The organism is Candidatus Avelusimicrobium faecicola (assembly GCA_900540405.1).
Taxonomy (GTDB): Bacteria; Elusimicrobiota; Elusimicrobia; order Elusimicrobiales; family Elusimicrobiaceae; genus Avelusimicrobium; species Avelusimicrobium faecicola.
The window spans coordinates 15,322-30,923 of the sequence record UQFW01000008.1 but is presented as its reverse complement, the minus strand read 5'-3'; the positions used below and the strand labels follow the sequence as shown (position 1 = coordinate 30,923).

Sequence of the window (15,602 nt, the reverse complement as noted above, 5' to 3'; positions counted from 1 at the left end):
AGCCGTTTAGGCGGCTTTACGCTTATTGAATTATTGGTGGTGGTGCTGATTATCGGCATTTTAGCCGGGGTGGCAATTCCGCAATACGAGGTGGCCGTCAAAAAGAGCCGCCTGTCGGCCAATATTTCTATCGTGCGGACGTTGGCGGACGCGGAAGAAGCGTATTATATGGCCAATGGGGCGTATACAGGTTTGGTGACCCAGTTGGATGTGGATATGCCCACCGGGTGCGAGCTTGAAGGCGGCGCCGGGGACAATGGATTTGTGCGGACTTCCAACGGAGTGGTTCTTGATTTATTAGGGATAGCGGGAGATACAGGGGCGTATGTGCAGGCTCAGTTGCCGGATGGGGATGCTTATATTGTTTACCGCCAGTATTTGCAAAATTCTTCCTATCCGTCCGAGCGCCATTGTATAGGGAATGCCAAAGTTTGTAAATCTATGGGCGGCACCTTACTCCGCGGGAGTACCTATCAGTTGCCGTAAACAGGCGGGGCGTTTTGTTGGGCGCCGTATGTATAAAAAAGGCCCGGAGCGGCGGTTGCCGATTCGGGCCTTGGGTTGTATGTAAAACGGTTATTTTAATTGTCCGTCTATCATAAAGCGGGCCATTTCATCATACAGCCGTTGTTCGCGCGGGGAGGCACCCGGGCGCTGAGTCAGCGGTTCCGGTTGGCGCTTAAACGTTTTTACAAAGTTGGTATAATCTTTGTGAAATTCTTCGTAAGAGCGGTTCGGATATTTAGCCAAAATGGCGCGTATTTCCTGCTTGACGGTTTCCGCTTCACAAAAGCAGTTGGTCACGTTATGCACTATAATTAACTGCAATTTGTTGTACAGGCGGCGTTCGGCCAGCGGGGCATTCCAGCGGGGCTGGCGGTGGTGTTTGGCTACAAATTTGCGCAACTCCGCTACCGTTTTATTGTAAGACATTACCGTGGCTTGCACTTCCGGCGCATTGACTGCCTGGCGCACGCCTTTATAGTGCTGTTTGTAGGCGGTGCGGACCATGGTTTTGAAACCCATAGGCACTACATTGACCATTACCGGGTTCTGCAAGTAGCGTTGGATGTTTTCTTTGGTGCGGGCGTTTACTTTTTCCGACTTTAACAACTCCCGCAACGGCAAATTGGGTTTGTGCGGGTGGCGTTTGGTATAGGCCAACGCACTTTCTACCACTGTTTCACGCATATTTTTTTGGGATAATGTCAGTAAATCTCTGTCTAACGGAATGGCGTAATAATCGGACAATTCCTGCGCCATTTGCGCGTATTTTTTTTGTTCCAGTAAGGTTAGCAACGTCTTTTTGAGCGTTTTGTTGATAATCTGGTTTTCCACCCATGTTTTTACTTCGGCCAATGCGGCGGCGTTGGGGGCCTTTTCCAGCGCTTGTATTTTGGGCAACGCTTGGATAACTTTTTGCATTTCCATATTATAAAGGTGGCGGCGGGCTAACAAATCTTTAGCGGCGGTTTTTTTCATGACTAAATCAATGCGGCGTGCCGTGGCGAGATTATACACGGGGCGGACTTGCTCGGCCTTGAAGCGCGCTTTTAAGGTGGGGGATTGCTTTTTATAGGAGCGTTTAACGGCTTGTTTGGCCGCTTTGGGCAGGGTTCTTACAAGCCCCTGGGAAGAGACACTCGCGCACGGAGTGGCTAACAATAGTAGGGTAATAATTAATGTTTTCATTATTATTAGTATAGTAAAAACGGTAGCGGATAAAACAGAGTCTTTAGACCTAAATTGGGGCTGGGCCCAAATGGCCCGGACAGACAAAAAAATCCGCGGCCCGACGGACCGCGGATGAAAAGCAAACGGCTGATTAGTATTTTTTCAGTACGGCGTCTTTCGCCGCGCTGGCATAGACGTTATAATCCATGTGTTGGAAGATAGAGTCTTTCTGTTCCAAGTCATACACATACGCTTCGTTAATGCGGTTGCCGCTAATTTGTTCGTACAACTCATTAAAACGGTTGATGTGGTCCTTGGTACGTTTGGTGGAATATTCTTTTGCGGTGCCGGTGGTCATTAAAAATGCCCAGTCGGAAGACTGCATCAGCATTAATTCCCGCGCCATTTGGTTCAGCGCGCGGCGCAAAAGTCCGTCCGCATTCGGGAAACGGTTTGCCATTTCCATCATGCGTTCGGCCGCTTTAATCAAGTGGCGGTAAATCCAATCGTTGCCGCTGTTGAGCCAAACGTCGTGGTAGCCTTTATCGCCCCAAGAGGACATAGACGGACGCACCGTTTGGTTGACCGGGTACATGGCCAAATATTCGCTGGGGGTGACGAGCTTAATATCCGTCTGGTCGTAATAGAGTTTTTTGAATAAAAATTCCAAAAATTCTATCCCTTCGTACCACCAGTGGCCGTAGAGTTCCGCGTCATACATGGAAACGACCAGCGGCTTGCGGTCAATCAGCGTGCTTAAATATTCAATCTGTTTTTGGCGGTTGAACATAAAATTGCCGGCGTGCTGGGCGGCCACTTCGCGCGCCTCGTGCGGGTTGTACGGCTGTTTTTGGTTCAGCGGTACTTTGCCGGTAATTTTATAGTATTTCATGGCGATATTGCGGCGTACGCCGTCCGAATGGAGATAAGGCTTAATGTAGTCGTAATCCAAATCGTAGCCTAAATCGCGGTAAAATTCGCGGTAGCGCGGGTCACCGGGGTAGCCGGATTCGGCGCTCCACACCTGTTGGGCCGATTCCATATCACGCGCAAAAGCCGCCACGCCCGTTTGCGGGCAGTATACCGGGGCATAAATGCCGTATTTGGGCCGCGGGGTGCCGTGCAGTACGCCGTGCGATTCCGTAAAGAAGAAGCGGATGCCTTCTTCCCGCAGGAATTTATCGTCGCCCGGGTTGTAGGCACATTCGGCCAGCCAAATCCCGCGCGGGCTGCGGCCAAAGCGGCTGCGGTAGTCCGTCACGGCGGTTTTAATTTGGGCGTTTACGCTTTCTTTATGCACCATAAGCGGCAAATAGCCGTGCGTGGCACAGCAGGTAATAATTTCCAGTTTACCTAAATCTTGAAATTTCTTAAACCCTTCCAAAATATGCCCGTGGTAGCGGTTTTCAAACAAATCCTGGTAGCGGCGGAATTTGTCATAATACATTTTGGCAACGGCTTCAAACGCGGTGTTGCGGGTGCGTTCAATTTCTTTGGAAGAAAGCTCAATGCGTTGGTTCAAATAATGGCGGAAACGCTCAATGAGCAGCGGGTCCGACATCATATTGCAAAGCGGCGGAGTTAAAGACATGGTTAAACGGAAATCCGTTCCTTCCGCCTGTAAATTTTCAAATACATTTAACAGCGGCAGGTAGGTTTCCACCATGGCTTCATAAAACCAGTCTTCTTCCAAAAAGTCCGGGTATTCCGGGTGCTTAATAAACGGCAAGTGTGCGTGTAATACCAGCGCTAAATAGCCTTTTTCTGCTCCCATAGTTATTTCCCCTGTTCGCGTAGCGCTTTAATGTTGATTTGGCGGACTTTATCCCCTTTGGCGTTTTGGGCTTTAATGGGTAAGTCCACCACGCTGCCTGCGGGCAGGTGTTGGCGGATAGAAAATTTGCCTTCTTTTAATTCAATAATTTGGCCGTTAATGGAAACGGTGGCATTTTTAGAGGCGGAGCCGTAAATGATAATTTCACAATCCGCCTTGAGCCAGATGTCCTCGTCCGTTTGCGGGGTTTGCGTGTGGAGCGCAAAAGAGGACCAACTGGTCGGCGCACCGGAGGTGGTCAGCTCGGTCAGTTTCCAGCGTTGGCCCACCACTTGCATCCGTTCGCTGGCGCCCAAACCAATGTAGTCCGCGCCGGAGAGTTTTAAGAGTTTTTGGAAGTCCCCTTCCACAATCATCCATTTATCATCAATAATGTCTGATATTTTGCCGGGCGGCAGGAGCGTTTGGTTGCTGCGGGAAACCAAAATAAAGCGGCCGTCGGGCGTTAAAAAGCCCAAATCCGCCACATAGCTGCGCCCGGTTGCGGGTGCGTTGATATACCAGCTGCGGGCTTCAAAAATAACGGGCATATCATAAAATTGCACCGCGTTGGAGCCGTCAAAAAACGGAACGCCGGTCACGTCGTACAAACGGATAATCGTTTTGGCGGCGTTTAACAGGTCCGCGCTGTATTGGCTTTTAATACATTCTATGGTAGCGGCGGTAATTTCCCAAAACAGGAACAACCACGCCGGGTCCTTCGGCAACAGGAAACTTTCCGTTTTGCCGTAAGAAGCCGGGATGTTTACTTCGGCTTGTGCGTCTTTTACCGCGGGTTTTACAAACGCGGTAGACGATAAATTTTGTGTCATACTTAATACCTCACCCTTTAGAAAATCAACTCTATCAAATTAGCAGGATATTCTTTAGCTATTATATTGTAGCATTTATTCCGGCAAAAATAGCCGTTTTTATCAAGGGCTTTTTAGATTATTTTAGCACTGCGGCGGCCGGGGGTTTCAAAAGGCAACAAAAAAAGTAAACCCCGCCGGTGTGCGGGGTCTACTTGAGGTAAGAAAAAGCGGTTTTATTTTGCTTCTACCGGCTTTTGGATGAGGAACAGGCTGACAAAAATAATACCCAGGCCAATCAGTTCCAAGCCGGAGGGCATACGCCCGCGGGCGATAATATCACTGCCCATGGCTACCACCGGCGTAAAATAAGTGACGGAGGCCATGCGCGTGGCCCCCCAGCGTTTAATCAGGGCTACCATCAGCAAAAACGCCACCGCGGACGAGAAGATACCCGCACTTAAAATGGATAAAACCACTTTGGGGCTAAACGCGCTGGTGGCCGGGAACGGCTCGGCAAAAAACGCCACCACGAGTAATACCACGGCAGAAAATAAATATTGGTGGAAGGTGTTGGCTTCCAAAGAAACGGATTGGTTATCCACCATAATTTTTTTGGTCAGCACGTTGCCCAAGCTGTAAGACCACGCCATTAAAAGCATGGCGGCGCAACCATACATAGCCCATTTGTCATGCCCAATGGAAAGCGACGGCCACACCGTGCATAATAACCCGGCTAACCCCACGCTCACCCCGGCGGCGCGGCGCCAGGTAAAGCGGTCCACGCCTTTTAACAAAATGGCCCCGGCAATAAAGGACCATATCGGCACCGTGCCGTTAAAAATGCCGCCAATCGTGGGCGCCACAAAGCGTTGCCCCCAGGAAATAGCCGCAAACGGGAACAAAATAAGCAAAAAACCAATAGTCCACGGGCGCCACAATTCTTTAACCGGGCATTTGAGGTTTTTGCGTTGAACACCGTAAAAAACAACAAAAAACATAAAACCCGCTAACACGCGGAAAAAGGTACTCCAATACGGCGGCAACGCTTCCACCATATTTTTTGAAGCCAAAAAGGCCGTGCCCCAACAAAGGGCCAAACAAAACGCCAACAAATAACTCATGTATTTTTCCTCCTGTATTTTTTACATTATAGTAAATAACTGCCCCAAAAGACGGGGATACAAAAAAGTATAATATATATAAGGATTATTTTATGAAATTCAAAAAAGCGTTTTTTGTCAGACTTTTAATCATAGCGGCGGTTGGTGTGGCGGGGCTAATTGCTTTGCTGGCCCGCCGCCAAGCCCCGGCGCAGGACACCCGGTTAAAGGTGGTCACGTCCGGCTATGTGGCATTTGCGGTAGCGCGGGAAATCGGGGGAGATAAAATCAATTTGTCTATGCTTTTGCCCGCCAATGCGGAGCCGCACTCTTTTGAGCCGACCCCCGGCACCATTATTGCCGTTCATTCGGCCGGGGTATTTATATATGTGTCCCCGCAGTTGGAGCCGTGGGTAAAAGATATTTTGCCCAGTGTCCGCCCCGGTGCCGCGGTGGTGGAGGCGGCTAGCGGCGCGGCGCCGTCCAAAGACCCGCATATTTGGATGGATTTTGACAATATGCGCCCGTTTGCCCGCTCCGTAAGTGCGGCGTTAAGCGAACAGGACCCCGCCAACCGTGCTTTTTTTGAAGAACGCCTGGCCCTGTTTTTGAAGGAGTTGGATGAATTGGATGCGGAATATTCCCGCGTGTTATCCGCTTGCCAAACCCGCGAAATGGTGCATATCGGCCATTTGGCGTTTGGCAATTTGGCCGCGCGGTACCGGTTGCATTTGACGGCTCTGGCGGGCACGTCGCACGACGGGGAACATTCTGTACGAAAATTGGCCGGAGTGATTAAGCAAGTGCGCCAAAGCGGCGTAAAATATGTGTTTACGGAAGAAGAAATTGCCCAAAATTTAGCCGCTACGGTGGCGCGGGAAACCGGCGCGCAGGTGTTGCCTTTGTATACGGTGGAACACGTCAGCCGCCAAGATGTAGCGGCCCATACCACTTATGCGCAGTTTATGCACCGCAATTTAACCAATTTGGCAAGGGGTTTACAATGCAAAGCGTAATAGAAGCCGAAAATGTACGGTTTAAGTATGAATCCGCCTGGGTGTTGGACGGCATTAATTTTAAGGTGGAAGCCGGGGATTATGTGGGGCTTATCGGCCCCAACGGCGGCGGAAAGACCACGCTGTTAAAAGTTTTGTTGGGTTTGGAAAAGGGGCAAGGAAAAATCCGCCTGTTCGGCACGCCGCTTGCGCAATTTAAGGATTGGCAAAAAATAGGCTATCTGGCGCAAAAAAGCCCGGTAGCGCAGAGCCGTTTTCCCATTTCCGTAGAAGAAGTAGTTTTTATGGGGTTGGAATTTAACCGCCTGCATAGCGGGGTGCGGATGTCCGACCTGCGCAATGTGTATGGGGCCCTGCGCCAAACCAACACGCTGGATTATGCCAAGCGGATTTTTCACGATTTGTCTATCGGCCAACAACAGCGCGTGCTGTTGGCGCGCGCGTTGGTCAGCAAACCCCAACTGCTTATTTTGGATGAACCGTCCGCCGCGTTGGATGCGGGCAGCCGGGAAGATTTTTTTAATTTATTGGGGGAATTGAACACCCGCCACGGCGTGACTATTTTATTAATCACGCACGATACCGGCGAGGTGGGAAAATACATCTCTAAATTTATGTATGTGGATAAAGAGTTGGTTTTTTACGGAACCAAACAGGAATTTTGCCAATCGTCCGCGGTGGCGGCCAAGTTGGGGGCGTTTGCCCAACATACCATAGACCACCTGCATAATGCGGGGCACTGCCCGCTGGGCGGTTGTGGGGAGGCGCACCATGATTAGTGAATTTTTAAGTTATGGCTTTGTGCAACGCGGGTTGCTGGCGGGCTCTTTGGCGGCGGCAATCTGTGCGATACTGGGCGTGTTTCTCGTCTTAAAACGGCTTTCTTTGATTGGGGACGGCCTGAGCCATGTGTGTTTAACCGGGGTGGCGGCGGCGCTTTTGTTGGGGGCCTCGCCGGTGTATGTATCTATCCCGGTGGTGATGGTGTCGTCCGTGGGTATTTTGAAACTGGCGGAAAAATTCCGCATTTACGGGGACGCGGCAATTGGGATTGTTAGCGCGGCCGGGTTGGCTGTCGGCCTGTTTATTACGGCGCTCGCGGGCGGGTTTAATACGGATTTACTGGGCTACCTGTTCGGCAGTATTTTGACGGTAGGTTGGGACGAAGCCGTCTTGTGCGCGGTGCTGTTGGCTATTTTACTGTTCTTTTTAACCTTTTTCTACCGGGATTTGGTGTCCGCTTCGTTTGATGCGCCGTTTGCACATACGCGCGGGATTAATGTGCAGGCCATGGATTTAACGCTTACGCTGATTACTTCCGCCGCCGTGGTGCTTACGTTTAAGGTGGTGGGAATTTTTCTGATTTCCGCCCTGCTGATTATTCCGCCGGTGGCGGCGCTGATGCTCGCGCGCACGTTTAAGCAAGTGTTGGTGTGGGCGGTGGTACTGGCGGTACTGGCGGTATGGGCGGGCGTGTTTTTATCCTTTTTGTTTGATATACCGTCCGGCGCTACCATTATTTTGGTAAATTTAGCCTTTTTGGCGGCGGCTTATGCGTGGAACCGTCTGCGGAGCCGTTATGCCCGCTAACCCCAAGCCGGACACGCTGCCGCTTATCCGCGCCTTAAAAAAGCTGTATCCCAAACATATTATTCCGTTGCACCATGCAAACGCCTGGCAGTTGCTTTGCGCGGTTATTTTGTCCGCCCAATGCACGGACGCGCGTGTGAATACCATTACTCCGGCGCTGTTTGCGGCGTATCCCACGCCGCAGGCGTTAGCGCAGGCGGACATCCAGGCGGTGGAAAAAATCATCCATTCGGCCGGATTTTACCACAGCAAGGCGCTTTCCTTAATAGAAAGCTCCCGGCGCATTTGTGATGTTTTCGGCGGGGAAGTGCCGCAAAATATGGCGGATTTGCTTTCCCTGCGCGGGGTAGCCCGCAAAACGGCCAATGTGATGTTGGGGGATTATTTCAAAAAGCCGGAAGGGATTGTAGTGGATACCCATGTAAAGCGGTTGGTCTACCGCCTGGGTTTGACTTGCCAAACGGACCCGGTAAAGGTGGAAAAAGATTTGACTGGGGTTATTCCCTACCGTTATTGGGGGTGGATTGCGATTGCGCTTATTTTGCACGGCCGCCAAGTGTGTAATGCGCGCAGGCCCCTTTGCTCCCAATGCCCGTTGCGCCCCTTGTGCCCGCGGAAAGGGGTAAAAATAAGCGCGTAAAATTTTGTGATTGGGCAAAAAAATCCCCGCCGTTTGGCGGGGATTTTTGCGTTTGGGTAAAATTATTTGCCCAAGAAAGCCAGTAAGATACCGGCCGCAACCGCACTGCCGATTACGCCGGCCACATTGGGCCCCATGGCGTGCATAAGCAGGTAGTTGTTCTTGTCATATTCTTGCCCCACTTTGTTGGAAACGCGGGCCGCCATAGGCACGGCGGACACCCCGGCGGAACCAATCAGCGGGTTGACTTTGGTTTTGCTAAAGCAGTTCATCAGTTTAGCCATTAACACGCCGGAAGCGGTGGCAATGGAAAACGCAATAACGCCCAGTACCAAAATGCCCAAGGTTTGCGGCGTAAGGAACAATTTGGCCTGCAATTTGGAGCCTACGGCCAAACCCAGCAAAATGGTGACAATGTTGCAAAACTCGTTTTGGAGCGTTTTGGAAAGCCGTTCCGCCACGCCGGATTCTTTAACCAGGTTGCCAAACGTAAGCGCACCGATTAAGGGCGCGGCATCCGGCAACAAGAACGCGCAGAGCAAAAGCAAAACAATGGGGAACAGGATTTTTTCCCGTTTGGAAACGGGGCGAAGCTGTTGCATTTTGATTTTGCGTTCTGCATCCGTGGTCAGCAGTTTCATAATGGGCGGTTGGATTATCGGCACCAACGCCATATAGGAATACGCCGCTACGGCAATAGCGCCTAATAATTCGGGCGCCAGGCGCGAGGTTAAGAATATAGCCGTCGGGCCGTCTGCCCCGCCGATAATGCCGATAGAAGCCGCTTGGCGCAACGTGTAGCCCAAGCCTTCAACGTGCATACCGTTCATGGCAATAGCGCCAATCAGCGTGGCAAAAATACCAAACTGCGCGGCACCGCCCAAAAGGGCCATTTTCGGGTTGGCGATGAGCGGGCCGAAGTCCGTCATGGCGCCTACGGCCATAAAGATAAACAACGGAAACAGGCCCGTGTTAATGCCCGCATTAAAAATAATGCCCAAAAAGTTGCCGGGGGCGGCAATATCGGCCACCGGGATATTGGACAACAACCCGCCAAAAGCAATAGGTACCAGCAAAAGCGGTTCAAATTGCTTTTTAATGCCCAACCACAGCAGGAACAAGCACACGGCAATCATGACGATTTGTTGCCAAGTGACGGCGTAAAGTGCCGTAGCTTCCAATAGTTTGGAAATTTCCATTTTTCTCTCCTATTGAATTTGCGCTACCGGGTGGCCGGTTTGTACTTGGTCGCCTTGTTTTACCAAGAAAGTCACCGTACCCGCTTTGGGGGCGTTGACGGAAGTTTCCATTTTCATAGCTTCCATGACCAAAATTTCCTGGCCTTCTTTCACCGTGTCGCCGTCTTTTACGCTAAAGCGCAAAATAGCGCCGGGGACGGGAGCATTAATGGTGTCCGCCGCGCCGGAGGCCGGTTTAGCGGCGGCTTTGGCGGCCGGAGCCGCTTTGCCCAAGGAAATATCGTAGCGTTTCCCGTTGACGACCGCGGCGTTATCGCCGTCAAATTCCACCTGATAGGCCGTGCCGTTTACGTTTACGCAAACAGGCGCGTTGGCGTCTTGTTTTTGTTTGGCCCAGCGGATGCCGTTTACTTTGGCTTCGCCTTTTAAGAAGGTAATGCCTTTATCGGCGCAGGTAGCCACAATAAACGCGTTTTCGTCCGTCACCGGCAGGCCGGCGGCTTTGAGTTTTTCAATAGCGGGTTTTAAGCCTTTTTTGGGGTCCGCATCGTTAATTTCAAGCGGGGTTTTGGCGGTGGGTTCCAAGCCCAGTTGTTCGCTGGCGGCTTTTACAACCATCGGGTCCGGCTCCACCGGGGTTTTACCAAAATAGCCTAACACCATTTTGCCGTAGCCGGGGGTAATTTTTTTCCAGGCGCCTTGCATAACGTTGGTATACGCCTGTTGGATGTAAAATTGGGAAACCGGCGTGACGGACGTGCCGAAACCGCCCAGTTTTACACATTCGCCCATGGCTTCCACCACTTCGGGGAAGCGGTTGAAGGTGCCGTTATCGCGCATCATTTGCGTATTGGCCGTCAGCGCGCCGCCCGGCAAGGGGGAGAACGGAATAATCGGCAGTACGCGGCCCGCTTCGCCCAAGGATTCGTATTTGCTCATACATTCTTGAAATACGTTTTCGGCTTCTCTTATTTTGTGCGGGTCAATATCCAAGGTGTAATCCGTACCGCGCAAGGCGTGCCACATGGTCAGCACGTCGGGCTGGCAGGTACCGCCGGAAACAGGTTGGAAGGAAAGGTCCAACTGGTCTGCGCCTGCGTGGATGGCTTCCAAGCAGCAAGCAATAGAGTTGCCGGCCGTTTCGTGCGTATGGAACGCAATTTTGGTGCCTTGCGGGAGCATTTTGCGCGCAATGGCAATCGTGCGGCCCACGGTGGCCGGGGTAGCAGTGCCGGAGGCATCTTTGAAGCAGACGGAGTCAAACGGAACGCCGGAATCTAAAATTTTGCGCAAGACTTTTTCGTAAAATTCCGGGGTGTGGATGGTGCCGGTGGTATCCCAACCCGGGGCCAGGGACATCATGGTGACGGTAATTTCGTGCTTGAGGCCGGCTTCTACAATACATTTACCGGAATAAATCAGGTTATTTACGTCGTTTAAGGCGTCAAAGTTGCGGATGGTGGTGGTGCCGTGTTTTTTGAACAGTTGGGCATGGGCTTTAATCACGTCCGAAGATTGGCTTTCCAAGCCTACCACGTTTACACCGCGGGCGAGGGTTTGCAGGTTGGCATCCGGCCCGGCGGTTTTGCGGAAGGTGTCCATCATATCAAAGGCGTTTTCGTTGCAGTAAAAGAACAAGGCGGGCGGCTTCCACCGCCGGCATAAAATCCTTAGTCAGCACGCGCGCCCCGTAGGCGGATTGGAAGCCGTCACGGAAGGCGGTGAGCATAAAATTAACTTTCTTCATTCTTTTTGTTTCCTCTTATTTTCCGGTAAGTCTTTTGGCGGCGGCAATGGCAATAGCTATGGCCGCGTTATCTGCGCGTACGGCCGTGGCGGCCGCGGCAGGCACAGGTTGGGGGAAGTATTTTTCAAGCACTTTAACCAACCACCCCAGCGCTTTCATAACAAAAACCAGCAGAATGAGAAATACAAACACAACACTCATGCCGATTAGCGTTAAGTTCACGCTGTCCATCAGGGACGTGCTTTCTGCAAGATTCATGCGTTCATGTCTCCTATTGAAAATTCCCGCAAGCCCTCCGGCATTTTTACTACCAGAGTACCCGCGGAAGAAATGTTTTCGGCCACGCCAAAAAGTTTTTGGCCGCCATTAGTAATAGAAACGGTTTTGCCCAAATAGGGAAACCAATTTTTGTAATCCGCCGCAAACGCGGCAAAGCCTTGCGTTAAGGCATTTTTTAAGCGGGCATTAAAAAGGGTTAAAACGCGGTTCAACAGGGCGGATTTATCGGCCGGAATACCCAAGTTTTTTAGGGTGGCCGCCGGGCGCCCCACATCCGGCAGGGAGTTTTGGTTCACATTAATCCCCACGCCCAACACCAGGGCATAAAAACGGTTTTGTTTTAATACGGCCTCGCTTAAAATACCGCAAATTTTTTGTTCGTTTACCAGTACATCATTGGGCCATTTTAAGTGCGCATCCGCCCCCAGTTCCCGCACGGCCTGGCAAACGCTTACGGCCATCAGTTGGGTTAAATTTTGTAAATAAGCGGTTTGTTGCGGTTTTAATAAAAGGGAAAAATACAGCCCGCCCGGTTGGGAAACCCACACCCGGTCAAAACGGCCCCGCCCGGCGGTTTGCTCGTCGGCACAGACAACAGTTCCGTCTGCCAGTTCCTGCGCGTGTGTTTTGGCGTAAGCATTGGTAGAATTTAAGACGGGGAAATGCAAAACCGGGTTCATACTCTCATTCTAACAAAAAAGGGCCCTGTCTGTGGCTTAAATTTTACCGGGCGTGCGCGGCGGCAAACAAAAGGGCGGCTTTCATACTGCCCGGGTCCGCCCGGTTCTGCCCCGCAATATCAAAAGCGGTGCCGTGCGTGGGGGAAACCCGCAAAAACTGTAATCCGGCGGTAATATGCACAATCGGTTCCCGCGCGGCCAGTTTTAAGCCGAGCAAGGCTTGGTCGTGATACAAGCACAACAGGCCGTCAAATTTCCCCCGGGTGTGGGCTAGCCACAGGCTGTCTATGGGATACGGCCCGGTAATGGAAAGCCCTTCTTGCTGTAAGGTTTTAATGGCCGGGGCCAACACGGTGTTTTCCTCTTGCCCGAAACGGCCGTTATCGCCCGCGTGCGGGTTGAGCGCGCTAACGGCTATTTGCGGGTTTTCCAAGTGTAAGCGTTGTAAGGCCGCGGCAAATTGGCGCGCGGTGTGCGTTATGCGCGCTTGGGTTAAAATGCGCGGCAAATCCGCCAGCGCAAAATGCTCGCTGACTAGCGCACATCGCAGGGGGCCGCTAATAAACATCATGAGCGCCTCCGGCCCGTAATAGCGGCGTAAAAATTCCGTATGCCCGGTAAATTCCACCCCGGCCAACGCCCAACTTTGTTTGGAAATGGGGGCCGTCACTAACGCTTGCGCCTTTTTTCCGGCCGTCAGTTTGCAGGCCGTTTGCAACGCCTTAAAAGATACTTCCCCCGCCCAGGAACACGGCGCGTGCGGGGCGTTAAGCGCCGCTTGCGGATGTTCCACCGGCAGTAAGGCGGCTAAATCATCCGTAAATCCGGCCGCGTATAAGGTGGACGGCTCCCCCACCACTATAAAGCGGGCGGCGGCCCGGACGGCGGGGTCTTGCAAGGCTTTTACGGTCACTTCCGGCCCGATACCCAGCGGGTCCCCGGCGGTGACGGCTAAAACGGGTTTCATAAATACTCCTAAAAAAATAAAGGGAGAATAAATCTTCTCCCTTTATTGTATAAATTTAATACGCTGATTTATTTTTTGCTTTCTTTAGACGATTCTTTTTTAGCGGCTTCGTCTGCTTTGGCGGCTTCTTCCAGCAGTTTGTCCGATTCAAACGTTTTGGTAATTTTTACGTCTGCTTTATCGTACAATTCGCCGATATAAGCGGCCAACGTGGTTTGGATTTTTTGTTGGGCCAGGTATTGGGCCAAATCCCGCTTAATATCGTCATAACCGATTTGTTTTTCGGCGCGTTTTTCTTTAATTTTAATGATGTGGAAACCCACGTCCGTTTTAATCGGCGCGCTTACTTCACCCACCGGCAGAGAAAACGCCTGTTGGTCTAACGCTTTGGGGGCAATCCCTTTAATTAAAATCATATCCCCGCCGCTGGCCAGGGCCGCTTTGTCCTCGGTATATTCCTTAACCGCGGTGGAAAATTCTTTGCCGCCGTCCAATTCTTTTTTAATTTTTTTGGCGGTTTCTTCTTTGGCTTTTACTTCTTCGGGCTTCATATCTTTGGTGACGGCCAAATAAATGTGCCCGATACGCACTTGCTCGGCCGTAAGCTGTTTGAGCTTGGCGGCAATCGCCATGGCTTCCTTAAACCGGGCCGGGTCTTTTTGTTCCAACGCTTTCATTTTTTTGGTGTTGCCTTTTAAGCAGGTTTCCACGTCGCTATACAACGCTTTTACGTCTGCTTCTTCCACCGGTTTAACCGTGGTGGTAATGCGTTGTTCCACCAGTTTGCGCACGGCAATATCTTTTTTGATTTTTTCCTTATACGTTTTTAAGCTCATGTGTTGCTTTTTGAGCGCTTCGGAAAAGCGTTTATCGGCCCCTTTGGGGTCTTCTTTGCCGGTTTTTTCGTCCACCATAAAGCGGGCTTTAATTTCGTTAATGCCGGCATCAATATCGCTGTCTTTTACTTGAATTTTGGCTTCGTCTGCGGCTTGGTACAAAAGCTCTTTGGAAATAAGCTCTTTTAATACTTCCCGGCCCAGCACATCTTGCGCGTACGGCTGCTGCAAAATTTGCGGCGCGGCTACTTTATACTGTTCTACCACGCCGGACAGGTACGAGTCATATTCCGAGCTTAAAACCGGCCGCCCGTTTACCGTAGCTACCGACGATTCCATCACTTTGGCCTGCACTCCTACCCCTACTGTGAGGGCCAAGGCCAGTAAAGCTAATTTATTCATTTTTTTCATATACTGCCACCTCATATTTGTTTTTCAAAGAGTTTAATACCGCGTCTTCCTTTTGTGCTTGCAGAATGGCCCGTATGCGCGGGGCGGCATCTTTCAAAGAAAGGCGTTTTTCTTTGGTCTTCATTATTATATGAAATCCTTGCGCGGTTTTGATAAAACCTTGCACACTGCCGCTGGCGCTATTGGCGGCAATTACTTCAATTTCCGGCAGAAATTCCCCCGGCATAAAAGAAAATTCTTTCCCGCGCGCCATTTGGGGGGAAACGGAATACTGGCGCTCCATTTCTTTCCAGCGCGAGGGGGAACCTTTTAAGGTGCGCAGTACCTGGTCGGCCGTTTGGGCGTTGGAAATGATAATTTGTTTAATGGTCATTTCATACGGATATTTTTTGTAATAGTCGCTGATTTCTTCGTCCGATACCGCCAATTTGCCGGAATCTTCCAGTTGTTGTTCCCACAGGCGCACCAAGGTTTGTTTGGCAAAATCATCATAAATTTCTTTCAGTTGGTTGCGCTTGTCTTCCAACGCGGAAAGGTAAGTGTCGGAACTATCCACCCCGGCCTCTTTGGCGGCCAGTTCGGACAGTTTTTCGCGTACTAAAATATTGATAAAGTTTTGGCGCCCGATGGGGGTTTGGGCAAATTCGCGGTCGTCTTCATCCACCAGGGCCAAGCGGTCGTTTACCTCTTGTTCCGTAATGGATACAGGCCCCACTTTGGCCGCTACGTTAGCGGGCGCGGCGGGTTTGGGGGACGTTTCGTCCGCCGGTTTGGATTGGCAGGCGGCCAAACAAAGCCCCGCCGCCAGTAAATAAATAATGTGTTGGCGCATAAT

General features: G+C 51.2%; 15 protein-coding genes and 1 pseudogene. 5 read left to right on the top strand and 11 right to left on the bottom strand.

The genetic code is table 11. The features are described 5' to 3' along the window. Nucleotides 1-486: type IV pilin protein (locus tag ACQY18_RS01655; RefSeq protein ID WP_428038598.1), on the top strand; the 486-nt coding region annotated here is incomplete at its 5' end. Between the two features lie 90 nt (nucleotides 487-576). Here the strand turns inward: ACQY18_RS01655 and ACQY18_RS01650 are convergent. The 4 genes from ACQY18_RS01650 to ACQY18_RS01635 form a co-directional block, all read right to left on the bottom strand. Beyond that, entirely contained in the window at nucleotides 577-1,692 is a 1,116-nt protein-coding gene (locus ACQY18_RS01650) for a hypothetical protein (RefSeq protein ID WP_428038597.1), read from the bottom strand. A gap of 133 nt (nucleotides 1,693-1,825) precedes the next feature. After that, on the bottom strand, nucleotides 1,826-3,448 hold the full coding sequence (locus ACQY18_RS01645) for a 1,4-alpha-glucan branching protein domain-containing protein (RefSeq protein WP_176777978.1): 1,623 nt from the start codon (nucleotides 3,446-3,448) through the stop codon (nucleotides 1,826-1,828). Between the two features lie 2 nt (nucleotides 3,449-3,450). Then, complete coding sequence (locus ACQY18_RS01640) at nucleotides 3,451-4,320, bottom strand: DUF4912 domain-containing protein (RefSeq protein ID WP_176777977.1); 870 nt, start codon at nucleotides 4,318-4,320, stop codon at nucleotides 3,451-3,453. Nucleotides 4,321-4,535: 215 nt separating this feature from the next. After that, on the bottom strand, nucleotides 4,536-5,423 hold the full coding sequence (locus ACQY18_RS01635) for a DMT family transporter (RefSeq protein ID WP_428038596.1): 888 nt from the start codon (nucleotides 5,421-5,423) through the stop codon (nucleotides 4,536-4,538). Between the two features lie 92 nt (nucleotides 5,424-5,515). Between ACQY18_RS01635 and ACQY18_RS01630 the strand changes: the two genes are divergently transcribed. The 4 genes from ACQY18_RS01630 to nth are packed head-to-tail and all read left to right on the top strand — an operon-like array spanning nucleotide 5,516 to nucleotide 8,648. Then, nucleotides 5,516-6,418, top strand: coding sequence for a metal ABC transporter solute-binding protein, Zn/Mn family (locus ACQY18_RS01630; protein ID WP_176777975.1), 903 nt, complete (start codon nucleotides 5,516-5,518; stop codon nucleotides 6,416-6,418). Further along, nucleotides 6,406-7,197, top strand: coding sequence for a metal ABC transporter ATP-binding protein (locus tag ACQY18_RS01625; protein ID WP_428038595.1), 792 nt, complete (start codon nucleotides 6,406-6,408; stop codon nucleotides 7,195-7,197). Before ACQY18_RS01630 ends, ACQY18_RS01625 begins: the two co-directional genes overlap by 13 nt. Continuing rightward, nucleotides 7,190-8,008: an iron chelate uptake ABC transporter family permease subunit gene (locus ACQY18_RS01620; protein WP_176777973.1), complete on the top strand. Its 819-nt coding sequence runs from the start codon at nucleotides 7,190-7,192 to the stop codon at nucleotides 8,006-8,008. Before ACQY18_RS01625 ends, ACQY18_RS01620 begins: the two co-directional genes overlap by 8 nt. Then, nucleotides 7,971-8,648, top strand: coding sequence for an endonuclease III (nth, locus tag ACQY18_RS01615; protein WP_428038594.1), 678 nt, complete (start codon nucleotides 7,971-7,973; stop codon nucleotides 8,646-8,648). The genes ACQY18_RS01620 and nth overlap by 38 nt, the downstream gene beginning before the upstream one ends. 62 nt (nucleotides 8,649-8,710) lie before the next feature. On the opposite strand, the gene ACQY18_RS01610 is transcribed toward nth, so the two are convergent. From ACQY18_RS01610 to ACQY18_RS01580, 7 genes and pseudogenes are all read right to left on the bottom strand, one after another. After that, nucleotides 8,711-9,847, bottom strand: a complete 1,137-nt coding sequence (locus ACQY18_RS01610) for a sodium ion-translocating decarboxylase subunit beta (protein ID WP_428038593.1) — start codon at nucleotides 9,845-9,847, stop codon at nucleotides 8,711-8,713. A 9-nt stretch (nucleotides 9,848-9,856) separates the two neighbouring features. After that, nucleotides 9,857-11,594, bottom strand: a pseudogene (locus ACQY18_RS01605) (biotin/lipoyl-containing protein). Nucleotides 11,595-11,609: 15 nt separating this feature from the next. Continuing rightward, nucleotides 11,610-11,852 (bottom strand): OadG family protein, encoded by a 243-nt coding sequence (locus ACQY18_RS01600; RefSeq protein ID WP_428038592.1) that lies wholly within the window; start codon nucleotides 11,850-11,852, stop codon nucleotides 11,610-11,612. Further along, nucleotides 11,849-12,553, bottom strand: coding sequence for a biotin--[acetyl-CoA-carboxylase] ligase (locus tag ACQY18_RS01595; RefSeq protein WP_176777970.1), 705 nt, complete (start codon nucleotides 12,551-12,553; stop codon nucleotides 11,849-11,851). The genes ACQY18_RS01600 and ACQY18_RS01595 overlap by 4 nt, the downstream gene beginning before the upstream one ends. 43 nt (nucleotides 12,554-12,596) lie before the next feature. Then, nucleotides 12,597-13,520, bottom strand: coding sequence for a 4-hydroxythreonine-4-phosphate dehydrogenase PdxA (pdxA, locus tag ACQY18_RS01590; RefSeq protein ID WP_428038591.1), 924 nt, complete (start codon nucleotides 13,518-13,520; stop codon nucleotides 12,597-12,599). A 68-nt stretch (nucleotides 13,521-13,588) separates the two neighbouring features. Then, entirely contained in the window at nucleotides 13,589-14,767 is a 1,179-nt protein-coding gene (locus ACQY18_RS01585) for a peptidylprolyl isomerase (RefSeq protein ID WP_428038590.1), read from the bottom strand. After that, complete coding sequence (locus tag ACQY18_RS01580; RefSeq protein ID WP_428038589.1) at nucleotides 14,751-15,599, bottom strand: peptidylprolyl isomerase; 849 nt, start codon at nucleotides 15,597-15,599, stop codon at nucleotides 14,751-14,753. The genes ACQY18_RS01585 and ACQY18_RS01580 overlap by 17 nt, the downstream gene beginning before the upstream one ends. Nucleotides 15,600-15,602: the final 3 nt, after the last annotated feature.

What these genes read in the sequence shown, in the direction of transcription:
- ACQY18_RS01620 (WP_176777973.1), top strand. Translation starts at nt 7,190, where the DNA reads ATGATTAGTGAATTTTTAAGTTATGGCTTTGTGCAACGCGGGTTGCTG.
- ACQY18_RS01635 (WP_428038596.1), bottom strand. Translation starts at nt 5,423, where the DNA reads ATGAGTTATTTGTTGGCGTTTTGTTTGGCCCTTTGTTGGGGCACGGCC.
- ACQY18_RS01645 (WP_176777978.1), bottom strand. Translation starts at nt 3,448, where the DNA reads ATGGGAGCAGAAAAAGGCTATTTAGCGCTGGTATTACACGCACACTTG.
- ACQY18_RS01610 (WP_428038593.1), bottom strand. Translation starts at nt 9,847, where the DNA reads ATGGAAATTTCCAAACTATTGGAAGCTACGGCACTTTACGCCGTCACT.
- ACQY18_RS01640 (WP_176777977.1), bottom strand. Translation starts at nt 4,320, where the DNA reads ATGACACAAAATTTATCGTCTACCGCGTTTGTAAAACCCGCGGTAAAA.
- ACQY18_RS01625 (WP_428038595.1), top strand. Translation starts at nt 6,406, where the DNA reads ATGCAAAGCGTAATAGAAGCCGAAAATGTACGGTTTAAGTATGAATCC.
- nth (WP_428038594.1), top strand. Translation starts at nt 7,971, where the DNA reads ATGCGTGGAACCGTCTGCGGAGCCGTTATGCCCGCTAACCCCAAGCCG.
- pdxA (WP_428038591.1), bottom strand. Translation starts at nt 13,520, where the DNA reads ATGAAACCCGTTTTAGCCGTCACCGCCGGGGACCCGCTGGGTATCGGG.
- ACQY18_RS01595 (WP_176777970.1), bottom strand. Translation starts at nt 12,553, where the DNA reads ATGAACCCGGTTTTGCATTTCCCCGTCTTAAATTCTACCAATGCTTAC.
- ACQY18_RS01600 (WP_428038592.1), bottom strand. Translation starts at nt 11,852, where the DNA reads ATGAATCTTGCAGAAAGCACGTCCCTGATGGACAGCGTGAACTTAACG.
- ACQY18_RS01630 (WP_176777975.1), top strand. Translation starts at nt 5,516, where the DNA reads ATGAAATTCAAAAAAGCGTTTTTTGTCAGACTTTTAATCATAGCGGCG.
- ACQY18_RS01650 (WP_428038597.1), bottom strand. Translation starts at nt 1,692, where the DNA reads ATGAAAACATTAATTATTACCCTACTATTGTTAGCCACTCCGTGCGCG.
- ACQY18_RS01580 (WP_428038589.1), bottom strand. Translation starts at nt 15,599, where the DNA reads ATGCGCCAACACATTATTTATTTACTGGCGGCGGGGCTTTGTTTGGCC.
- ACQY18_RS01585 (WP_428038590.1), bottom strand. Translation starts at nt 14,767, where the DNA reads ATGAAAAAAATGAATAAATTAGCTTTACTGGCCTTGGCCCTCACAGTA.